This window comes from Pseudomonas sp. HMSC067G02 (assembly GCF_001813485.1).
GTDB classification, from domain to species: domain Bacteria; phylum Pseudomonadota; class Gammaproteobacteria; order Pseudomonadales; family Pseudomonadaceae; genus Pseudomonas; species Pseudomonas aeruginosa.
Map to the genome: position 1 here is coordinate 33,302 of NZ_KV812628.1, position 17,420 is coordinate 50,721.

18 protein-coding genes are annotated in these 17,420 nt (G+C 68.0%); 11 read left to right on the forward strand and 7 right to left on the reverse strand.

The window, feature by feature from the left end:
- Positions 1-108: 108 nt before the first annotated feature.
- From HMPREF2914_RS03270 to tesA, 3 genes are all read right to left on the reverse strand, one after another.
- A complete protein-coding gene (locus HMPREF2914_RS03270; protein ID WP_003090946.1) occupies positions 109-1,080 on the reverse strand; it encodes a L,D-transpeptidase family protein in 972 nt (323 codons plus the stop codon).
- Between the two features lie 77 nt (positions 1,081-1,157).
- Complete coding sequence (locus HMPREF2914_RS03275; RefSeq protein WP_003090947.1) at positions 1,158-1,436, reverse strand: hypothetical protein; 279 nt, start codon at positions 1,434-1,436, stop codon at positions 1,158-1,160.
- A gap of 55 nt (positions 1,437-1,491) precedes the next feature.
- Complete coding sequence (gene tesA, locus HMPREF2914_RS03280; RefSeq protein ID WP_003119867.1) at positions 1,492-2,097, reverse strand: esterase TesA; 606 nt, start codon at positions 2,095-2,097, stop codon at positions 1,492-1,494.
- A 10-nt stretch (positions 2,098-2,107) separates the two neighbouring features.
- Here tesA and HMPREF2914_RS03285 point away from each other — a divergent pair, with 10 nt between their 5' ends.
- The 3 genes from HMPREF2914_RS03285 to greB are packed head-to-tail and all read left to right on the forward strand — an operon-like array spanning position 2,108 to position 5,850.
- The gene (locus HMPREF2914_RS03285; protein WP_003090949.1) at positions 2,108-2,791 is read left to right on the forward strand and encodes an ABC transporter ATP-binding protein; all 684 of its coding nucleotides are present in this window, start codon (positions 2,108-2,110) and stop codon (positions 2,789-2,791) included.
- Between the two features lie 8 nt (positions 2,792-2,799).
- Positions 2,800-5,292, forward strand: coding sequence for an ABC transporter permease (locus tag HMPREF2914_RS03290; RefSeq protein WP_078452310.1), 2,493 nt, complete (start codon positions 2,800-2,802; stop codon positions 5,290-5,292).
- 51 nt (positions 5,293-5,343) lie between these two features.
- Positions 5,344-5,850 (forward strand): transcription elongation factor GreB, encoded by a 507-nt coding sequence (gene greB, locus HMPREF2914_RS03295; RefSeq protein ID WP_003090951.1) that lies wholly within the window; start codon positions 5,344-5,346, stop codon positions 5,848-5,850.
- A gap of 12 nt (positions 5,851-5,862) precedes the next feature.
- Here greB and HMPREF2914_RS03300 read toward each other — a convergent pair whose 3' ends face one another.
- Positions 5,863-6,180: a hypothetical protein gene (locus tag HMPREF2914_RS03300; RefSeq protein WP_003090952.1), complete on the reverse strand. Its 318-nt coding sequence runs from the start codon at positions 6,178-6,180 to the stop codon at positions 5,863-5,865.
- A 176-nt stretch (positions 6,181-6,356) separates the two neighbouring features.
- Between HMPREF2914_RS03300 and thpR the strand changes: the two genes are divergently transcribed.
- From thpR to HMPREF2914_RS03315, 3 genes are all read left to right on the forward strand, one after another.
- Entirely contained in the window at positions 6,357-6,899 is a 543-nt protein-coding gene (gene thpR, locus HMPREF2914_RS03305; protein ID WP_023091610.1) for an RNA 2',3'-cyclic phosphodiesterase, read from the forward strand.
- A gap of 195 nt (positions 6,900-7,094) precedes the next feature.
- Positions 7,095-8,030, forward strand: a complete 936-nt coding sequence (gene lipA, locus HMPREF2914_RS03310) for a triacylglycerol lipase (RefSeq protein WP_014602739.1) — start codon at positions 7,095-7,097, stop codon at positions 8,028-8,030.
- A gap of 49 nt (positions 8,031-8,079) precedes the next feature.
- A complete protein-coding gene (locus HMPREF2914_RS03315) occupies positions 8,080-9,102 on the forward strand; it encodes a lipase secretion chaperone (protein WP_003160579.1) in 1,023 nt (340 codons plus the stop codon).
- A 167-nt stretch (positions 9,103-9,269) separates the two neighbouring features.
- Here the strand turns inward: HMPREF2914_RS03315 and HMPREF2914_RS03320 are convergent, their stop codons facing one another.
- Together HMPREF2914_RS03320 and HMPREF2914_RS03325 are read right to left on the reverse strand one after the other, a co-directional pair.
- Complete coding sequence (locus HMPREF2914_RS03320) at positions 9,270-9,704, reverse strand: DoxX family protein (protein ID WP_003090958.1); 435 nt, start codon at positions 9,702-9,704, stop codon at positions 9,270-9,272.
- A 98-nt stretch (positions 9,705-9,802) separates the two neighbouring features.
- On the reverse strand, positions 9,803-11,233 hold the full coding sequence (locus tag HMPREF2914_RS03325) for an MltF family protein (protein WP_003138728.1): 1,431 nt from the start codon (positions 11,231-11,233) through the stop codon (positions 9,803-9,805).
- A 246-nt stretch (positions 11,234-11,479) separates the two neighbouring features.
- Here HMPREF2914_RS03325 and HMPREF2914_RS03330 point away from each other — a divergent pair, with 246 nt between their 5' ends.
- From HMPREF2914_RS03330 to HMPREF2914_RS03350, 5 genes are all read left to right on the forward strand, one after another.
- Positions 11,480-12,283: a TatD family hydrolase gene (locus HMPREF2914_RS03330; protein WP_023091609.1), complete on the forward strand. Its 804-nt coding sequence runs from the start codon at positions 11,480-11,482 to the stop codon at positions 12,281-12,283.
- Positions 12,284-12,421: 138 nt separating this feature from the next.
- Positions 12,422-13,894, forward strand: a complete 1,473-nt coding sequence (locus tag HMPREF2914_RS03335) for a methyl-accepting chemotaxis protein (protein ID WP_003110283.1) — start codon at positions 12,422-12,424, stop codon at positions 13,892-13,894.
- 125 nt (positions 13,895-14,019) lie between these two features.
- Positions 14,020-14,379, forward strand: coding sequence for an Mpo1-like protein (locus HMPREF2914_RS03340; protein ID WP_009313874.1), 360 nt, complete (start codon positions 14,020-14,022; stop codon positions 14,377-14,379).
- Positions 14,380-14,465: 86 nt separating this feature from the next.
- Positions 14,466-14,954 carry a putative pterin-binding protein gene (locus HMPREF2914_RS03345; RefSeq protein WP_020750795.1) on the forward strand — a complete coding sequence of 163 codons (489 nt, stop codon included), beginning with the start codon at positions 14,466-14,468 and terminating at the stop codon, positions 14,952-14,954.
- A gap of 9 nt (positions 14,955-14,963) precedes the next feature.
- Positions 14,964-16,541, forward strand: a complete 1,578-nt coding sequence (locus HMPREF2914_RS03350; protein ID WP_003114745.1) for a GGDEF domain-containing protein — start codon at positions 14,964-14,966, stop codon at positions 16,539-16,541.
- 8 nt (positions 16,542-16,549) lie between these two features.
- Here the strand turns inward: HMPREF2914_RS03350 and HMPREF2914_RS03355 are convergent, their stop codons facing one another.
- Positions 16,550-17,347: an acyl-CoA thioesterase gene (locus HMPREF2914_RS03355; protein WP_003138725.1), complete on the reverse strand. Its 798-nt coding sequence runs from the start codon at positions 17,345-17,347 to the stop codon at positions 16,550-16,552.
- Between the last annotated feature and the right edge of the window lie 73 nt (positions 17,348-17,420).

Genomic DNA, 17,420 nt, shown 5'->3' on the forward strand with positions numbered 1-17,420 from the left:
GTTGAAAACCGGTCCCTCGGGGCCGGTTTTTTTATGCCTGCGTTTCGCCGGGCATGAAAAAACCCGCGTCCCTTGCGGGTACGCGGGCCTCTGCCTCGACGCTCTCCGTCAGGGCGTAAGCTGGGTAGGATCGCTATCCACCGTCGCGGTCATCGCCGGCGCCGATTCCTGGGCGATTTCCACCGGCACGCCATCCTCCGAGGCCACCACTTCGCGGACCACGTCCCAGTTCAACTGGATACGCTTGGCCAGGTCGTCGCGCTTGAGCAGGGTGTTGATCACCGCGGTGTGCTTGTCCACCACCGACGGGTCGCCATGGTCGTTCAGCGGCGTATGCGCCTCCAGGTAGACCTTGCCGTTGCTCACGCCGAACTTGTAGGGCTCGTTGATGATACGCACGCTGGTGCCGACGCTGATCATCGAGAACAGGTGGGTCACGTCGGCGTTGTACATGCGGAAGCAGCCATGGCTGGTGCGGGTGCCGATGCCGAACTTCTTGTTCGAACCATGGATCAGGTAGCCCGGCACGCCCAGGGTCAGCTTGTACGGCCCCAGCGGATTGTCCGGGCCCGGCGGCACCACGGTCGGCAGCGGATCGCCATCGGCGGCGTGCTCGGCGCGGATCGAGGCCGGCGGATACCAGGCCGGGTCCTTGGTCTTGGCAGTGATGCGGGTGTTCGCGATCGGCGAACCCCAGCCCTCGCGGCCGATGCCCAGCGGATAGGTGTGCACCACGTTCTGCCCTTTCGGGTAGTAGTACAGGCGGTACTCGGCCAGGTTGATCACCACGCCTTCGCGCGGGCCAGGCGGCAGCACGAAGCGGGTCGGGATGATCACCTCGGTGCCGACGCCCGGCAACCAGGGATCGACGCCGGGGTTGGCGGCGACCATTTCGCTGTAGCCCAGGTTGTACTGCTCGCCGAGGTCGGCGAACGTGTCCTCGTACTTGGCCTTGATCACCTGGACCTGGCCGACGACGTCCTCGCCCGGAGGCGGGAGCTGCAGTTCCAGGGCCGATGCGGAGCCGGCCGAAAGCAGCGCGGCGAAAGACAGTGAGACAACGGGTACGCGCGACAACATTCCGGAGAATCCTTGGCGAGTGCGATGAAGGAGTAGGAAAGACAGTGTAACACCCCGCCAGGTTTCACCGGGAGGGCTCAGACCAACCAGGACAGGCGCTCCCCGCGCTTTTCCGCCTCCAGTTGTTTCCGGCAATCGGGACACAGCAGCCGGTCGCGCAGACGCGCCCGTTCCAGCGGCTGCCAGCGCGGCTGGGCCGGCAGCAGCTTGCCGCAAAGCGTGCGGTCCGCCGGGGTATCCAGCTCCAGCTGACGCGCCACCACATGCACCCGGACCTCGCGACAGGCGAACAGGTCCAGCTGATCGTCGGGCTCGATCAGTTGATAGGCGTAGAGGGTCCAGGCGGGACGCGGCATGGGGGGCTCCTGAGGGGTGCGCAACCTTAGCCGAAAGCGGTTTCCCGGGGAAGTCTCAAAGCAGCGGTTTCAGCGTCGGCCAGACATTTTCCAGGAGCCTCGGCTGGGCGGCGAGCGCCGGATGGATGCCATCCGCCTGCATCATCCCCTGGACCCCGCCGACCCCTTCGAGGAAAAACGGCACCAGGGCGGTCTTTTCCTGCGCCGCGACCGCGCCGTAGACCTTGGAAAAGGCCTCGATGTAGCGCGGGCCGTAGTTCGGCGGCAACTGGATACCCAGCAGCAGCACCTTCGCCCCTTCCGCCCGGGCCTTTTGCGCCATGCTGGCAAGATTCTGTTGCAATTGCGCCGGCGCCATTCCGCGCAGCCCGTCGTTGCCTCCCAGCTCGATCACCACCAGCGCCGGCTTCTCCTCGGCAAGCAGCGCCGGTAGGCGCGCCAGGCCGCCCGCGGAGGTGTCGCCGCTGATCGAGGCGTTCACCACCCGGTAGTCGTAACCTTCGTCGGCGAGGCGCTTCTGCAACAGGGCGACCCAGCCCTGGCTGGTATCCAGTCCCAAAGCGGCGCTGATACTATCGCCCACGACCAACAGCGTCTGCGCCGCGGCCTGCTGGGTCAGCAGGACCAGGGCCAGGCAGCCGCTCAACAGCAATGCACGCATCGGAACCTCCATGAGCGCCAGCATTCTCAACGCGCAGAACCTTAGCAAGGTTGTCGGTAGCGCGGAAGGCAAGTTGACCATCCTCCACGACCTCTCCCTCGACCTCGCCCGCGGCGACAGCCTGGCGATCGTCGGCAGTTCCGGCTCCGGCAAGTCGACCCTGCTCGGCCTGCTCGCCGGGCTCGACCAGCCCAGCGGCGGCGAGGTCCGTCTCGCCGGGCACGCCCTCGGCGACCTCGACGAGGACCAGCGGGCGCGCGTCCGCGCGGCCCATGTAGGCTTCGTGTTCCAGTCGTTCCAGTTGCTCGACAGCCTCGATGCGCTGGAGAACGTGATGCTGCCCCTGGAGCTGGAAGGCCGCGCCGACGCTCGCCAGCGCGCCAGAGAACTGCTCGAGCGAGTCGGCCTCGGCCAACGCCTGGGCCACTATCCGCGCCAGCTCTCCGGCGGCGAGCAGCAGCGGGTCGCCATTGCCCGTGCCTTCGCGGCGGAGCCGGACGTGCTGTTCGCCGACGAACCCACCGGCAACCTCGACAGCGCCACCGGCGAGCGGATCAGCGACCTGCTCTTCGAACTCAACCGCGAACGCGGTACCACCCTGGTCCTGGTTACCCACGACGAGCGTCTGGCGCATCGCTGCCGGCGCCTGATCCGTCTGGAAAGCGGACGCCTGATCGACCGGGTCGAACCCTGATGAAGCCGGTGCCCCTCTCCCGCCTGCTGAGCCTCGCCGCTCGCCAATTGTTCCGCGAGTCGCGCAGCGGCGAGCTGCGCGTGCTGTTCTTCGCCCTGCTGATCGCGGTCGCCTCGAGCACCGCCATCGGCTATTTCAGCGCCCGCCTGAACGGCGCCATGCTCGCCCGCGCCGCCGAGTTCCTCGGCGCCGACCTGGTGCTCAACGGTACCCAGCCGGCAAGCGCCGAACAGATCGAACGCGGCACCCGTCTGGGCCTGCGACACGCCGACAGCGTCGAGTTTTCCAGCGTGATCGCCACCGACCAGGGCATCCAGCTCAGCAGCATCAAGGCGGTCGGCGACCGCTACCCCCTGCGCGGGCAGCTCAAGAGCGCTGCCGCGCCGTTCGCCGCCGAGCAGGCCGGCGGTCGTCCGCAGGCGGGCGAGGTATGGGTCGAATCGCGCCTGCTGGTCAGCCTCGACCTGAAGGTCGGCGACAGCATCGAGATCGGCCGCAAGCCGCTGCGCATCGCGCGCATCCTTACCTACGAGCCGGACCGCGCCGGCGACTTCTACAGCCTGACGCCCCGCGCCATGATGAGCCTGGCCGACCTCGATGCCACCGGGGTGGTCCAGCCGGGCAGCCGGGTGCGCTACCGCGATCTGTGGGAAGGCCCGCCGGAAGCCCTCCAGGCCTATCGCCAGCAGGTCAAGGGCAGCCTCGCCGCCAACCAGCGCCTGCAGGATGCCCGCGACGGCAACCGCCAGGTGGGCGATGCCCTCGGCCGCGCCGAGCGCTACCTGAACCTGGCCAGCCTGGCCGCGGTGCTGCTCGCCGGCGTCGCCGTGGCGCTGTCCGCCGCTCGTTTCGCTGCACGGCGCTACGACGCCAGCGCGCTGCTGCGCTGCCTCGGTCTGTCGCGCAGCGAAACCCTGCTCCTCTACGCGCTGCAACTGTTGCTGCTGGGCCTGCTCGCCAGCGCCATCGGCGCCCTGCTCGGCTGGTTGGCGCAGCTCGGCCTGTTCCGCCTGCTCGCCACGCTGCTGCCGCCGGACGTACCGGCCGGCGGCCTGTTCCCCGCCTTCGCCGGGATCGCCACCGGCCTGGTAGCGCTGGCCGGCTTCGCCCTGCCGCCGCTGGCAGCCCTGGGCCGGGTACCGCCGTTGCGGGTCCTGCGCAGCGACCTGCTGCCGGTGCCGATGCGCACCTGGATGGCCTACGCCTGCGCCCTGCTCGCCCTGGGCCTGATCATGTGGCGGTTGAGTCTCGACCTGAAGCTGACCCTCGCCCTGCTCGGCGGCGGCCTGGTCGCCACGCTGGCGCTCGGCGCCCTCCTGCTGCTCGGCCTGAACGGCCTGCGCCGGGCACTGGCGCGTGCCAGCCTGCCATGGCGGCTGGGACTCGGCCAGTTGTTGCGGCACCCGCTGGCCGCCGCCGGACAGAGCCTGGCCTTCGGCCTGATCCTGCTGGCCATGGCCCTGATCGCCCTGCTTCGCGGCGAACTGCTGGATACCTGGCAGGCCCAGTTGCCGCCGGACGCCCCCAACCATTTCGCCCTGAACATCCTGCCGACGGAAAAGGACGCCTTCGAACGTCGCGTGCAAAAGCTCTCCCCCGGCGCCGAGCCGCTGTTCCCCATGGTTCCCGGGCGCCTGGTAGCGGTGAACGGCAAGCCGGTCCAGGCGCTCGACGAAGACGTGCGCAGCGAGCGTGCCCTGCAGCGCGACCTCGGCCTGACCTGGTCGGAGCGACTGCCCTCCGGCAACCAGCTCACCGCCGGACGCTGGTGGAGCGCGCCGCAGCCGGGGGCCCTGCCCGGCGTGTCGGTGGAAGAGAAGCTGGCCGCCAACCTGCGTATCCAGGTCGGCGACCGGCTCACCTTCAGCGTCGCCGGGCAGAATCGCGAGGTCCAGGTCCAGAGCCTGCGCAAGGTGAAGTGGGACAATTTCCAGCCGAACTTCTTCATGGTCTTCCAGCCCGGCACCCTGACCGACCTGCCGGTGACCTACCTGACCAGCTTCTACCTGCCGGCCAGCCAGGAACGCGACCTGATCGAACTGGCCCGCGCCTTCCCCACCGTCACCCTGCTGCCGGTAGACGCCCTGCTGAGCCAGCTGCGGAGCATCCTCGACCAGGTCACCCTGGCCGTGGAGTACGTGCTGGTGTTCGTTCTCGCGGCGGGCTTCGTGGTGCTCTTCGCCGGTCTCCAGGCGACCCTCGACGAGCGCGTGCGCCAGGGTGCCCTGCTGCGCGCGCTGGGTGCCGAGCGCGAGTTGCTGCAACGTACCCGGCGGGTCGAGTTCGCCCTGCTCGGCGCAGTCAGCGGCCTGCTCGCGGCGCTCGGCTGCGAGGCGGTCAGCCTGCTGCTCTACCGACTGGTCTTCGACCTGCCGTGGCAAGCGCACCCCTGGTTGCTCGCGCTGCCTCTGGTAGGCGCCGTGCTGGTAGGCGGCGCCGGCCTGCTGGGTACCCGTCGCGCCCTCAACAGCAGCCCGCTGCGGGTCCTGCGCGAGGGCTGATCGGATACACTGGCAGGCTTTCATCCGTTCATTTGTGGAACCACCCGAACCATGAGTCGCTATCGTCCACCGCGCACCGCCGGCACCCCGCTGATCACTCCGGAGGGCGCCGCGCGGTTACGCGCAGAGCTGCATGAACTCTGGCACGTGCGCCGTCCCCAGGTGACCCAGGCGGTCAGCGAAGCCGCCGCCCTCGGCGATCGCTCGGAAAACGCCGAATACATCTACGGCAAGAAGATGCTGCGCGAGATCGACAGCCGCGTGCGCTTCCTGCGCAAGCGCCTGGAGAACCTGAAAGTGGTCGGCGAGCGGCCGGCGGATCCGAACCGGGTGTACTTCGGCGCCTGGGTGACCCTGGAAGACGAAGACGGCGAGCAGGCCCGCTATCGCATCGTCGGCCCCGACGAACTGGACCTGCGCAACAACCAGATCAGCATCGACTCGCCGCTCGCCCGCGCACTGGTCGGCAAGGAGCTGGACGCCGAGGTGCTGGTGCGCACCCCGGCCGGGGAAAAGCTCTGGTTCGTCGTCGAGATCGAGTATCCACCGGCGCCCTGAGGGGCCACGCGCTCAGCGCAGGATACGGCGGGTGATCAGGCCCTGGCGGGCGACCCGGATCAGTTGCCGGACCACCAGGTCCAGGTCTTCCGCCCCGGGGGCCTGGACCACGGCGAAGTCGAACGCGTCGCTGGGGAAGCGCGCCAGGTCCTTGCCGTCCTGGGCGAACTGGATAAGGAAGGTACGCGAACCGTTCCAGCGCTTCGGCCAGCCTTCGAGGTAACGGACGAGGGTCGGCTGGTGCGGCCCGCTGAGGAGAATCCTCGGGTTCCGCCGGACCAGGCCGGTGGTGATGGGTGCCAGGCGCAATTGCGTGCTGGGACAGGTCATGACGTCATGTCTCCGCCTCTTCGGTCCCGCTGGACAGCGGTGAGAGGCAACACCGAGCCAGCGCTTTAGCGGTATTTCGGCTGCTGCCGGGCGCCCCGCAAGTTGCTGTTTAAATCGGCGCACGCGCATCCTAGAAAAGCCGCATGGAGACTGTCAAGAAACACGCGGAGGCGCCCATGCTCGATCGCTCTCTTCGCCTGTTCTTCGCCCTGCCCTGTCCACCTCCCCTCGCCGAGCGGATCGGCCGGTGGCGCGATGACCAGCCACTGCCCGGACGCCAGGTGGCGACGGCGAACCTGCACCTGACCCTGGCCTTCCTCGGGCAGGTCCCGTCCGCTCGGCTCGAGGCCCTGCTGGACATGGCCGCGGCCATCGAGGCCGCGCCCTTCGACCTGTGTCTCGACCGCCTGCTGCGCTGGAGGAACGGCATCCTGCTGCTGGCCCCCAGCCAACCGCCCGGCGCCCTCCTGCGCCGCGCCCTGCGCTCCGGCCTTGCCGAACTGGAGCTGCCCGTGGAAACCCGCCCATTCAGCGCCCATCTGACCCTGGCTCGCGATGCCGCGCCGCTGGAGGACGTCCCGCCACCCCCAACCTTCGTATGGCAGGTCGACCATTTCAGCCTGTTTTGCTCGCAAAACGACGCCGCGGGCGTGCGCTACCGCACACTCGGTCGCTGGGCGTTGTGCGGGGAAGATTCAAACGAGCGTTTCGCGCCGTAACAACCCGCCTCTTCCGCTCTGCCACGCAGGTTATGACCGGCCGCCAGGAAGCCGCGGATTTCCTGGCCTGGAGGAAAAAAGCCGAAGCTGGCACGGTTCCTGCGCAAGGGACAGCGAAGCGGTTCTCCCGGAAGGATTCGGGCGATGGCTGGCAGGACGCGCCCCTCGGCCCCATCAACCTGAGATGAGAACAACATGAAGAAGAAGTCTCTGCTCCCCCTCGGCCTGGCCATCGGCCTCGCCTCTCTCGCTGCCAGCCCTCTGATCCAGGCCAGCACCTACACCCAGACCAAATACCCCATCGTGCTGGCCCACGGCATGCTCGGCTTCGACAATATCCTCGGGGTCGACTACTGGTTCGGCATTCCCAGCGCCTTGCGCCGTGACGGTGCCCAGGTCTACGTCACCGAAGTCAGCCAGTTGGACACCTCGGAAGTCCGCGGCGAGCAGTTGCTGCAACAGGTGGAGGAAATCGTCGCCCTCAGCGGCCAGCCCAAGGTCAACCTGATCGGCCACAGCCACGGCGGGCCGACCATCCGCTACGTCGCCGCCGTACGTCCCGACCTGATCGCTTCCGCCACCAGCGTCGGCGCCCCGCACAAGGGTTCGGACACCGCCGACTTCCTGCGCCAGATCCCACCGGGTTCGGCCGGCGAGGCAGTCCTCTCCGGGCTGGTCAACAGCCTCGGCGCGCTGATCAGCTTCCTTTCCAGCGGCAGCGCCGGTACGCAGAATTCACTGGGCTCGCTGGAGTCGCTGAACAGCGAGGGGGCCGCGCGCTTCAACGCCAAGTACCCGCAGGGCATCCCCACCTCGGCCTGCGGCGAAGGCGCCTACAAGGTCAACGGCGTGAGCTATTACTCCTGGAGCGGTTCCTCGCCGCTGACCAACTTCCTCGATCCGAGCGACGCCTTCCTCGGCGCCTCGTCGCTGACCTTCAAGAACGGCACCGCCAACGACGGCCTGGTCGGCACCTGCAGTTCGCACCTGGGCATGGTGATCCGCGACAACTACCGGATGAACCACCTGGACGAGGTGAACCAGGTCTTCGGCCTCACCAGCCTGTTCGAGACCAGCCCGGTTAGCGTCTACCGCCAGCACGCCAACCGCCTGAAGAACGCCAGCCTGTAGGACCCCGGCCGGGGCCTCGGCCCCGGCCCTTTCCCGGAAGCCCCCTCGCGTGAAGAAAATCCTCCTGCTGATTCCACTGGCGTTCGCCGCCAGCCTGGCCTGGTTCGTCTGGCTGGAACCTTCCCCCGCACCCGAGACGGCGCCCCCGGCCAGCGCGCAGGCGGGCGCAGTCCACGCCCCGCCAGCAGCCTCCGCGGGAGAAGCGGTGCCGGCCCCCCAGGTCATGCCGGCCAAGGTCGCGCCGCTGCCAACCTCCTTCAGGGGCACCAGCGTCGATGGCAGTTTCAGTGTCGACGCCAGCGGCAACCTGCTGATCACCCGCGACATCCGCAACCTGTTCGACTACTTCCTCAGCGCCGTCGGCGAAGAGCCCCTGCAGCAAAGCCTGGACCGCCTGCGCGCCTACATCGCCGCCGAACTCCAGGAGCCGGCGCGCGGCCAGGCGTTGGCGCTGATGCAGCAATACATCGACTACAAGAAGGAACTGGTGCTGCTCGAACGCGACCTGCCGCGCCTGGCCGACCTCGACGCCCTGCGCCAGCGGGAAGCCGCGGTGAAAGCCCTGCGCGCGCGGATCTTCAGCAACGAAGCGCACGTGGCGTTCTTCGCCGACGAGGAAACCTACAACCAGTTCACCCTGGAGCGCCTGGCGATCCGCCAGGACGGCAAGCTCAGCGCCGAGGAAAAGGCCGCCGCCATCGACCGCCTGCGCGCCAGCCTGCCGGAAGACCAGCAGGAAAGCGTGCTGCCGCAACTGCAAAGCGAACTGCAGCAGCAGACCGCCGCCCTCCAGGCCGCTGGCGCCGGCCCGGAAGCCATCCGCCAGATGCGTCAGCAACTGGTGGGCGCCGAAGCCACCACCCGCCTGGAGCAACTCGATCGGCAACGCTCGGCCTGGAAGGGCCGGCTGGACGACTATTTCGCCGAGAAGAGCCGGATCGAAGGCAATACCGGGCTGAGCGAAGCCGACCGCCGCGCGGCGGTCGAACGCCTGGCCGAGGAGCGCTTCAGCGAACAGGAACGCTTGCGCCTGGGCGCGCTGGAACAGATGCGCCAGGCCGAGCAGCGCTGACCGACACGGAAACGCCAAGAACGCGGCGAAGGGCGCTTCGGCGGATAACGCTACCCTCAGGGGTGCAGCCCTGGCGTGGCCGGCGAGGCGGAAACCTTGTGCTGCGCGCCGCAACGAAAAAGGGCGGCCACCCGAAGGTGTCCGCCCTTTTTCGTCGCCAGCCCGGTTCAGCGGGACAGCTTGCCGTCCAGCGAGAACTTGCCGGCGCCATCGATCAGCAGCGCCACGCTGATCATCAGCAGGGTCAGGGCATATTCATAGCCGTTGTCGGTGATGAAGAAGCCATTGCCGATGTGCACGCTGAAGATCGCCACGATCATGGTGAAGCCCACCACCACCGACGCCGGACGCACCAGCAGGCCGATCACCAGCGCCAGGCCGCCGAAGAACTCGGCGCTGCCGGCCAGGGTCGCCAGCAGGTAGCCAGGGGTCAGGCCGATGGATTCGAACCACTGCGCCATGCCGTTCAGGCCGGCGCCGCCGAACATGCCGAAGAGCTTTTGCGAACCGTGGGACATCAGGGTAAGACCGGTGACGATACGCAGGATGGCCAGGCCGGCACCGGCGTTGGTCGACAGGATGGTCTTGATCAGTGGATTCATGGTGCGTCCTCAGGTGTGGGATAAGATGGGCACACTATAGGCAAGATAATTCGATATTAAAACCGCAAAAAACGCGTTATCAATATCGAATTTATAGATTATTTTTGAGCCGTCGCCGTCTTCGCACGCACCCCGGGCTCCAGGCGAACCCGTTCGCGTTCATATGCAAGGTAGTACTTGTTGACGCTGCTGACATAACTCACCACACCCATGCCTATCTCTTCCGCAGCCACCCGCTCGACCTGGAAGAACCAGCGATTCGGATCGAGCCCCCGGCGACGCGCCTGGGTGCGCAGGTTCTGCACCCGCTCCGGGCCCATGTTGTAGGCCGCCAGGGTGAACGCCAGGCGCTCGCGTTCGTCGAGGTGCTTGCTGGAGAAGAACTGCTTGCGGATCTTGGTCAGGTAGCGACTGGCGGCCAGCACGTTGCTGTCCTTGTCGTGCACATTGCCGACCCCGACGCTGCGCGCCGCCGCCGGGGTGATCTGCATCAGCCCGCTGGCGCCGCCGGAACCGCGCGCCTTCGGGTTCAGGTGCGACTCCTTGTAGGCCACCGCCGCCAGCGCCAGCCAGTCCATGCTGCTCTGCTGCGCGTAGCGCTGCAGCAGTGGACGGACCGCTTCCAGGCGCTTGCGGTCCGCCGCGCCGAGGGGGTTGCGGACCTTGTAGGCGCGCCGGTAGACGCGCTGGAAAGCCACGTCCTGGTCGGCCGGCGCGCGGTAGTCGGCGAGGAAGCGGTCGATGGTCGCGCGCAGGGTGCTGGCATCGCGGCGCACGTACCAGGCCATGTCGGCGCGATTGTCCAGCACCAGGTGGCGGTCGACGCGCAGCTTCGGCAGCACCTTGGCCCAGCGTTCGGCGATGGGCTGCTCGACCACGGTGAAGCCGAGGATGCCTGCCTGGACCATTTCCATCACATCCTCGACGGCCAGGGAAGCGTCCAGCTTTTCGATCCGGATCGGTGCCATGCGGCGTTGCGCCAGGCGCTGGTTGACCAGTTCGATGGCGCCCTCGGCGGCGCTGCCGGCCGGCAGCGGGATGGTCCGCCCGGACAACTGCTCCAGGCGCGTGTAGCGCCGGTTGCCCTTGCGCGCCACCAGCACCAGCGGCACATCGGCGCGCACCGGTGCGCTCGGGCTGACCTGCAGGCCGTCGTGCGCCGGCAGCAGTTCGCCGGGGGCGACCAGGTCGCCTTCGCCACGCTGCAGGGCGGCAAGCAACTGGTCCTTGGGCTTGGGTATGAGCTTGAGGGTGAGGTTCCGCGCGGACGGCGAGCGGCTGTTGAGGTATTGCTCGAAGGCGCGCAGGCGACGGTACTCGACGCCGATCGGCTCGCCCTTCACCTCGCCCGAGCTGTTGCGGCTCTGGTTGACCAGCACCTTGAGCACGCCAGCGCGGCGGATGCTCGCCAGGTCGCGGGTCTCCGGCTGTTCCTTGTGCCAGTTGTCCGGCTGGCCGGTGATGCGCGCAGCCGCCGGCAAGGGTGCGAGCACCAGCAGGCAAAGCGAAAGCAGCAACAGACGCGTCATCCAGGTCTCCAGAGGCCAGGCTCGATGTCCCTCTCCGGGGGACCGGATCAATCAGAGCATGGCAGTCTTGGCAAGTTCCTCTCCGACAGCGGCTGCAAACGGAGGCATTGGGTAGATAATCCGGGCGCCGAAGAACCCGATCTGCGATTATAACGGATTGTTCTACAAGCGGTTTGCCACCCATCCCCCGGCGGGTCCGGCGCGATCGAGGGGGCGCCGCCTCGCTGCGAATTCCAGGAAGGCACCATGCAACTCATCGATATCGGCGTCAATCTGACCCACGCCAGCTTCGCCCCGGAACGTGAAGCACTGCTCGCCCGCGCGCGCGCCGCCGGGGTGGTGCAGATGGTGATCACCGGCACCAGCCTGGCCGACAGCGAACAGGCGCTGCAGCTTTGCGGCGAACTCGACGAGGGCGGCCGGCTGTTTACCACCGCCGGCGTCCACCCCCACGAGGCCAGCCACTGGAACGGCGACACCGCTCGCGGCCTGCGCGCCCTGTTCGACGACCAGCGGGTACGCGCGGTGGGCGAATGCGGTCTCGACTTCAATCGCGACTTCTCTCCCCGTCCGGCCCAGGAAAAGGCCCTCGAGGAACAACTGGCACTGGCCGTCGAGCTACAGCGTCCGGTGTTCCTCCACGAACGCGACGCCAGCGAGCGCCTGCTGGCGATCCTGCGCGACTTCCGCGATCGCCTGCCGGCCGCCGTCGTACATTGTTTCACCGGCGAGCGCCGGGCGCTGTATGGCTACCTCGACCTCGACCTGCACATCGGCATCACCGGCTGGATCAACGACGAGCGCCGCGGCACCCACCTGCATGATCTGGTAGGCGAGATCCCGGTCGGCCGTCTCATGCTGGAAAGCGACGCGCCCTACCTGCTGCCGCGCAGCCTGCGGCCGAAGCCGAAGAACGGGCGCAACGAGCCGGCCTACCTGGTCGAGGTGCTCGACTGCGTGGCCCGCCATCGCGGCGAGAGCGCGGAGCGCCTGGCCGCTCACACCAGCGCCGCGGCGCGGGCGTTCTTCGGCCTGCCGACGATCGACTGAGATCGCCCTCAAGCTCCCGGCGGATCGGCCGCTAAGCTGACGAACGGTCTCGTTGACCCGCATCAACGATTGCCCCTTACTCAGCTTTCAAGATAATGGCGCCTTGCCATTAGCTTGCCGATAAGAAGAAATCCCCCTATGGGCACCTGGATCAGCGACATTCCACTGAAATACAAGTTCTGGGCCGTCAACGCGGTGGCCTTCTTCACCACCCTGCTGCTGGTGTTGTTCGCCATGCAGCAGGAAGCCGCCGGGCGCAACGCTTCCGCCCAGCGCGCCGCCGCCGCCGAGGGCGAGCTGGTTCAGAGCTGGCCGGCGGGCAGCGCCCTGCCCGCCCGCAGCAACCTGCTGCCGCTGGAACAGGCCGCGAGCCTGGGCGGCACCGCTGCCCAGGCGCTGGGCAAGGGGCAGGGTTGGATCGAGTTGTCCGGCGCGCGCCAGGGCGATACCCCGCTACTCGGCGCCTGGGTCGGCCAGACCGGCTCCGGCCAGCGCTTCGCCGTGCTTGCCCCGGCCAGCGACCTGTGGCAGGTCTTCGCCGACCGGGCCGGCGCTTACGCCGTCGCCGTGCTGGTGCTGATGCTGGCGCTGCTGGCGGCCTCGCAACTGCTGATCCGCTTCATCCTCACCCACCTGCATACCCTCAAGGACGTGATGCTGCACGTCGAAAAGAGCGGCGACCTGTCCGCTCGCGTACCGCTGCAGGGACGCGACGAAGTCGGCCAGATGGCCAGCGCCTTCAACGCCATGCAGGCCGGCTACCAGCGCATCGTCGGCACCGTCGCCGCGGCCGCTACCAAGCTCGACGAAGGCGCCCAGGCGCTGGCCCGCAGCATGGGCCAGGTACGCCAGGGCATGCTCGGCCAGCAGAGCGAGACCGACCAGACCGCCACCGCGATCAACGAAATGTCCACCACGGTCTTCCATATCGCCCAGCACGCCGCCGATACCCGTGACCAGTCGCAGGAAGCCGACCGCCTGGCCGGCGCCGGCCAGCAGGCGGTGAGCCGGGTCAGCGCGTCGATCGCCGGGTTGTCCCAGGGCGTCCAGGACACCGCCGAGATGATCCAGAAGCTGGCCGAGGACAGCCAGAAGATCAGCGGCGTGGTCAACGTGATCCACGGCATCGCCGAACAGACCAACCTGCTTGCCCTCAACGCCGCCATCGAGGCCGCGCGGGCCGGGGAAATGGGCCGCGGCTTCGCCGTGGTGGCCGATGAGGTGCGCAACCTCGCCCGTCGCGTGCAGGACTCCACCGACGAGATCACCCAGATGATCCTCGCCCTGCAGTCGGGTACCCGCGACGCCGTGGAGTTCATGCAGGAAAGCTCGCTCAAGGCAGACGGTTGCGTCAGCCAGGCCGGCGACGCCGGCGAGGCGCTGGCGGCGATCGCCAACGCGGTGGCGCAGATGCGTGAAAGCAACACGCAGATCGCCGTCGCCGCGGAACAGCAGAGCCAGGTCGCGGAAGAGATGACCCGTTCGGTGGTGGGCATCCGCGACGTCACCGAACTCACCGTGCAGCAGACCGTCGAGTCGGCGGCCACCAGCCAGCAACTGGTCGACCTGGCGGGCGATCTGACCCGCGCCATCGGCCAGCTACGCCTCTGATCCGCAGGCGCACCTGCCTATCGCCCGGATAGGCAGGAATCATTCGCCGCGCTGCCGCACCCCGCCTAGACTCGACGACATGCAACGACCCGCCTCGCGGGTCGCCGTCACGGAGTACCGAGAACATGGGCAAACGTCATCCCAACCTGCTCGCCTGGCAATGGCGCGGCTATGCCGCCAACCACCGCAACCCGACCAACCTGGTCCTGCACCTGATCGCCGTGCCGCTGTTCGTCGTCGCTGCGATCCTGCTGCTCGGCGGCCTGTTCGGCCTGGACCTGCTGCAGGTGGTGCTCGGTGTCATCGGCATCGGCGCCGGCCTGGCGATCCAGGCCAAGGGACACGCGCTGGAGGAACAGGCACCCGAGCCATTCAGCGATCGGCGCGACGCTGTCAGTCGCCTGCTCGTCGAGCAGTTCGTCACCTTCCCCCGCTTCGTCCTCAGCGGCGCCTGGTGGCGGGCCTGGCGCGAACGGCATAAGTGACAGTTCGTCCGGGATTTTGCACAGCCCTTCAGTTTTAGCGCGACGCTGCCGATATAATCGACGGAATCCTGTCGTGGACCGACAACATGCCGTCAACGCGTCAATTAATCGTCTTTTCCTGCTGCCTGGGGCTGCCTCTTGCCCAGGCCGCGGAACCCGTGCCGCTGGGCGGACGTCCGATCGTCACCCTGCAGCGGTCCGGCGGCGCTCCCGTACGGCTGACCCTGTCCGACCTCGAAGCCCTGCCCAGCGAGACCCTGGAAGCCCAGCTCCCCGGCGAGGCCAACGCCCGCTGGCAAGGCGTGCGCCTCAGCCTGTTGCTGCGCCACCTGGACCTGGCGCCGCCCAAGCGCCTGCGCGTGCTGGCGCTGAACGACTACTCGGCGATCATCCCGTACAGCGACCTCGACAGCTACCAGCCCATCCTCGCCTATCGCCGCAACGGCGCCTACATGGCGATCCGCGAACGCGGACCGCTTTTCATCATCTACCCGATGGCCCGCTATCCTGAGTTGAGAAACCAGGTCTACTACAACCGTACCGTCTGGCAGGTCAGCTCCATCACTCTTGAGTAAGTAACGGACATGACTGTGCCGCTGCTCGATCCGACAAAGCTGCGCCGGCAACGCCAGATCATGGGGCTGTTGCTCGGCCTGGTGCTGCTCATGGCGCTGATCGCCGGGGCTGCGCTGTGGCTGGCGGTGCGCCAGGCCCAGCAACTGGCCCAGCCGAACCTGCACAACGAGCTGTGGCAGACCTACTCGCTGCGCGCCGAACTGGATCGCACGCTGGACGCCGCGCGGCACACCGAGAGCGGCGAAGGCCAAGCCGACGACCTGGCGATCCGTCTCGAAGTCCTCGCCAGCCTGATCGCGCCGCTGCGCCGCCAGTCGTTGTTCAGGCATCTCGCCGAACCGCGTCCGGAGGTACAGGCCACCCTGCAACGCCTGATCGAGCTCAGCGATCGCTGGTCGGACCAGGCCCCCTGGGGCGATCCCGTCGCCGCGCGCCGCCTGGCCGCGGAGATCGTCCAGCAGGTCCCGCCCTTGCTCGAACCGACCCACCAGATCGTCGTCGCCAGCAACATCGCCCTGACCAACCAGTTGGACGTCGACCGCAAGCGCCTGCACCGGGCGTTCTACGCGTTGTTCTGGGCGCTGCTCGGGATCGGTGCCGGCGGTGCCCTGCTGGTGCTGCGCCTGGTCGCTGACTTCAAGCGCGCGCAGCAACTGGCCGGGCATCTGATCGAGCTTAACGCCACCCTGGAGAAACGCGTCGGCGAGCGCACCCGCCAGCTCAGCGAAGGCAAGGCGCTGCTGCATTTCATCCTCGAGGCCAGCCCGAGCGACGTGGTCCTGCTCAGCGCCTGCGGCGCCAGCATCCATTACGTCAGCCCGCGCCTGCTCAAGCGCCTGGGTTGCCAGGCCCAGGACGACTTCAACCTGCCCCGGCTGTTCGCCAGCGCCAGCGAATACAGCCGCCTGCAGAACGCCCTGGAGGCGCGCGGCCAGGTGGATGGCTGGGAAGCCCAGCTATGCGGGGAAACGCCTTGCTGGGCGGTGATCTGCGCGCGCCACCTGGAAATCGACGGCGAGCCGGCGACCCTGATCTGGTGCTACGACATCAGCCGGCGCAAGGCCATGGAACAGGAACTGCGCCTGCTGGCCAGCACCGATACCCTGACCGGCCTGCACAACCGCCACTCGTTCCTGCACCAGGCGGAACTCATGCTCAAGGCCGCCGAACGCTTCCGCCACCCCTGCGTGGCGCTGATGCTGGACATCGACCATTTCAAGAACATCAACGACAGCCACGGCCACCTGACCGGCGACCGCGCCCTGCAACGTGTCGCCGAGACCCTGCGCCAGGGCCTGCGCGAGGTGGACCTGCTCGGCCGCCTGGGCGGCGAGGAATTCGCCGCGCTGCTTCCGGAGGTCAGCCTGGACCAGGCGCTGGACGTCGCCGAACGGCTGCGCGCCGGCGTCGAGGCGCTACGGGTGAGCAATCCCGACGGCGAACCGTTGCGAATGACCGTGAGCATCGGCGTCGCCCTGCGCAGGGACGCCGGGGACGACCTGGAAAGCCTGCTGGTGCGCGCCGACAGCGCGCTCTACCAGGCCAAGAGCGGCGGGCGCAACCGCACCGAGTACGCGCCCGCCTGACATGCGCCTCAGCCGAACACCGTGACCATCTGCCGGCTGATCGCCAGCAACTGGCCGTCGGCGCTCCACATCCGCGCCGCCACGTGGCCGTAGCCGTCGCGCGCCTCCTCGATCTCCGCCAGGTAACGGCACCAGTCGCCGCTGCGCTGCTGCGGCAGCGGCTGGAGGAACTCGGCGGTCCAGGTCAGCGAGCTGGCCATCGCCGGGGTACCCAGGTGCGGCAACAGCGCCGGCGGCCAGGAGTCGAGCAGCGCCAGCAAGTGGGAAACCTCCATGGTCTCTCCCTCGGGTTCGTCGCGGAAACGCATCCAGCCGCCCATCTGGCGCGACTTGTTCGAAGAGAACGGCAGGCCGCCCACTGCCCAGCGCATGGCGATGTAGCGAGTGAACTCCGGGGTCACGTTACGGATATAGGGCAGCTCCTGGCTCTCTTCAGGGCCCTTCATCCCGGCCGCCGGCAACGCTTCCACCGCCACCGCCGACGCGCGGGCGACGCCGAAACTGGCCTGGACCAGCGTCACCACCTGCTCGCCCTGACGGACCTCGACCTGTACCTGGCTCACCGCCTTGCCCTCGCGCAACAGCCGGGCGCTGAAGCTCGCCGGCTGCTCGGGGGCCAGCGGTCCGACGAAGCTGACGCCGATGGAGCGCAACGGACGCCCCGCCTCGACCACCGCAAGCATGGCCTCGTAGGCCAGTGCCACCACCAGGCCGCCGAAGGTGGCGCGGCCCTGGCCCCAACTGGCCGGTACTACCACCGAGGAAGGGTCGCGGCGGACCGCCTGGATCAATTCGGAAAAATTCATGTGTGCCTCGCGAGGGGATTCGAGGGCCCATCTTAGGCGAGGCGATCCTTGGGAAAAAGCCGATCGGAATACC

Bases quoted from the DNA above. Each gene is read 5' to 3' on its own strand.
- HMPREF2914_RS03270 (WP_003090946.1), bottom strand. From the start codon at position 1,080: ATGTTGTCGCGCGTACCCGTTGTCTCACTGTCTTTCGCCGCGCTGCTT.
- HMPREF2914_RS03345 (WP_020750795.1), top strand. From the start codon at position 14,466: ATGCCGTCAACGCGTCAATTAATCGTCTTTTCCTGCTGCCTGGGGCTG.
- HMPREF2914_RS03320 (WP_003090958.1), bottom strand. From the start codon at position 9,704: ATGAATCCACTGATCAAGACCATCCTGTCGACCAACGCCGGTGCCGGC.
- HMPREF2914_RS03330 (WP_023091609.1), top strand. From the start codon at position 11,480: ATGCAACTCATCGATATCGGCGTCAATCTGACCCACGCCAGCTTCGCC.
- greB (WP_003090951.1), top strand. From the start codon at position 5,344: ATGAGTCGCTATCGTCCACCGCGCACCGCCGGCACCCCGCTGATCACT.
- tesA (WP_003119867.1), bottom strand. From the start codon at position 2,097: ATGCGTGCATTGCTGTTGAGCGGCTGCCTGGCCCTGGTCCTGCTGACC.
- thpR (WP_023091610.1), top strand. From the start codon at position 6,357: ATGCTCGATCGCTCTCTTCGCCTGTTCTTCGCCCTGCCCTGTCCACCT.
- HMPREF2914_RS03275 (WP_003090947.1), bottom strand. From the start codon at position 1,436: ATGCCGCGTCCCGCCTGGACCCTCTACGCCTATCAACTGATCGAGCCC.
- HMPREF2914_RS03285 (WP_003090949.1), top strand. From the start codon at position 2,108: ATGAGCGCCAGCATTCTCAACGCGCAGAACCTTAGCAAGGTTGTCGGT.
- lipA (WP_014602739.1), top strand. From the start codon at position 7,095: ATGAAGAAGAAGTCTCTGCTCCCCCTCGGCCTGGCCATCGGCCTCGCC.
- HMPREF2914_RS03350 (WP_003114745.1), top strand. From the start codon at position 14,964: ATGACTGTGCCGCTGCTCGATCCGACAAAGCTGCGCCGGCAACGCCAG.
- HMPREF2914_RS03325 (WP_003138728.1), bottom strand. From the start codon at position 11,233: ATGACGCGTCTGTTGCTGCTTTCGCTTTGCCTGCTGGTGCTCGCACCC.
- HMPREF2914_RS03340 (WP_009313874.1), top strand. From the start codon at position 14,020: ATGGGCAAACGTCATCCCAACCTGCTCGCCTGGCAATGGCGCGGCTAT.
- HMPREF2914_RS03355 (WP_003138725.1), bottom strand. From the start codon at position 17,347: ATGAATTTTTCCGAATTGATCCAGGCGGTCCGCCGCGACCCTTCCTCG.
- HMPREF2914_RS03335 (WP_003110283.1), top strand. From the start codon at position 12,422: ATGGGCACCTGGATCAGCGACATTCCACTGAAATACAAGTTCTGGGCC.
- HMPREF2914_RS03300 (WP_003090952.1), bottom strand. From the start codon at position 6,180: ATGACCTGTCCCAGCACGCAATTGCGCCTGGCACCCATCACCACCGGC.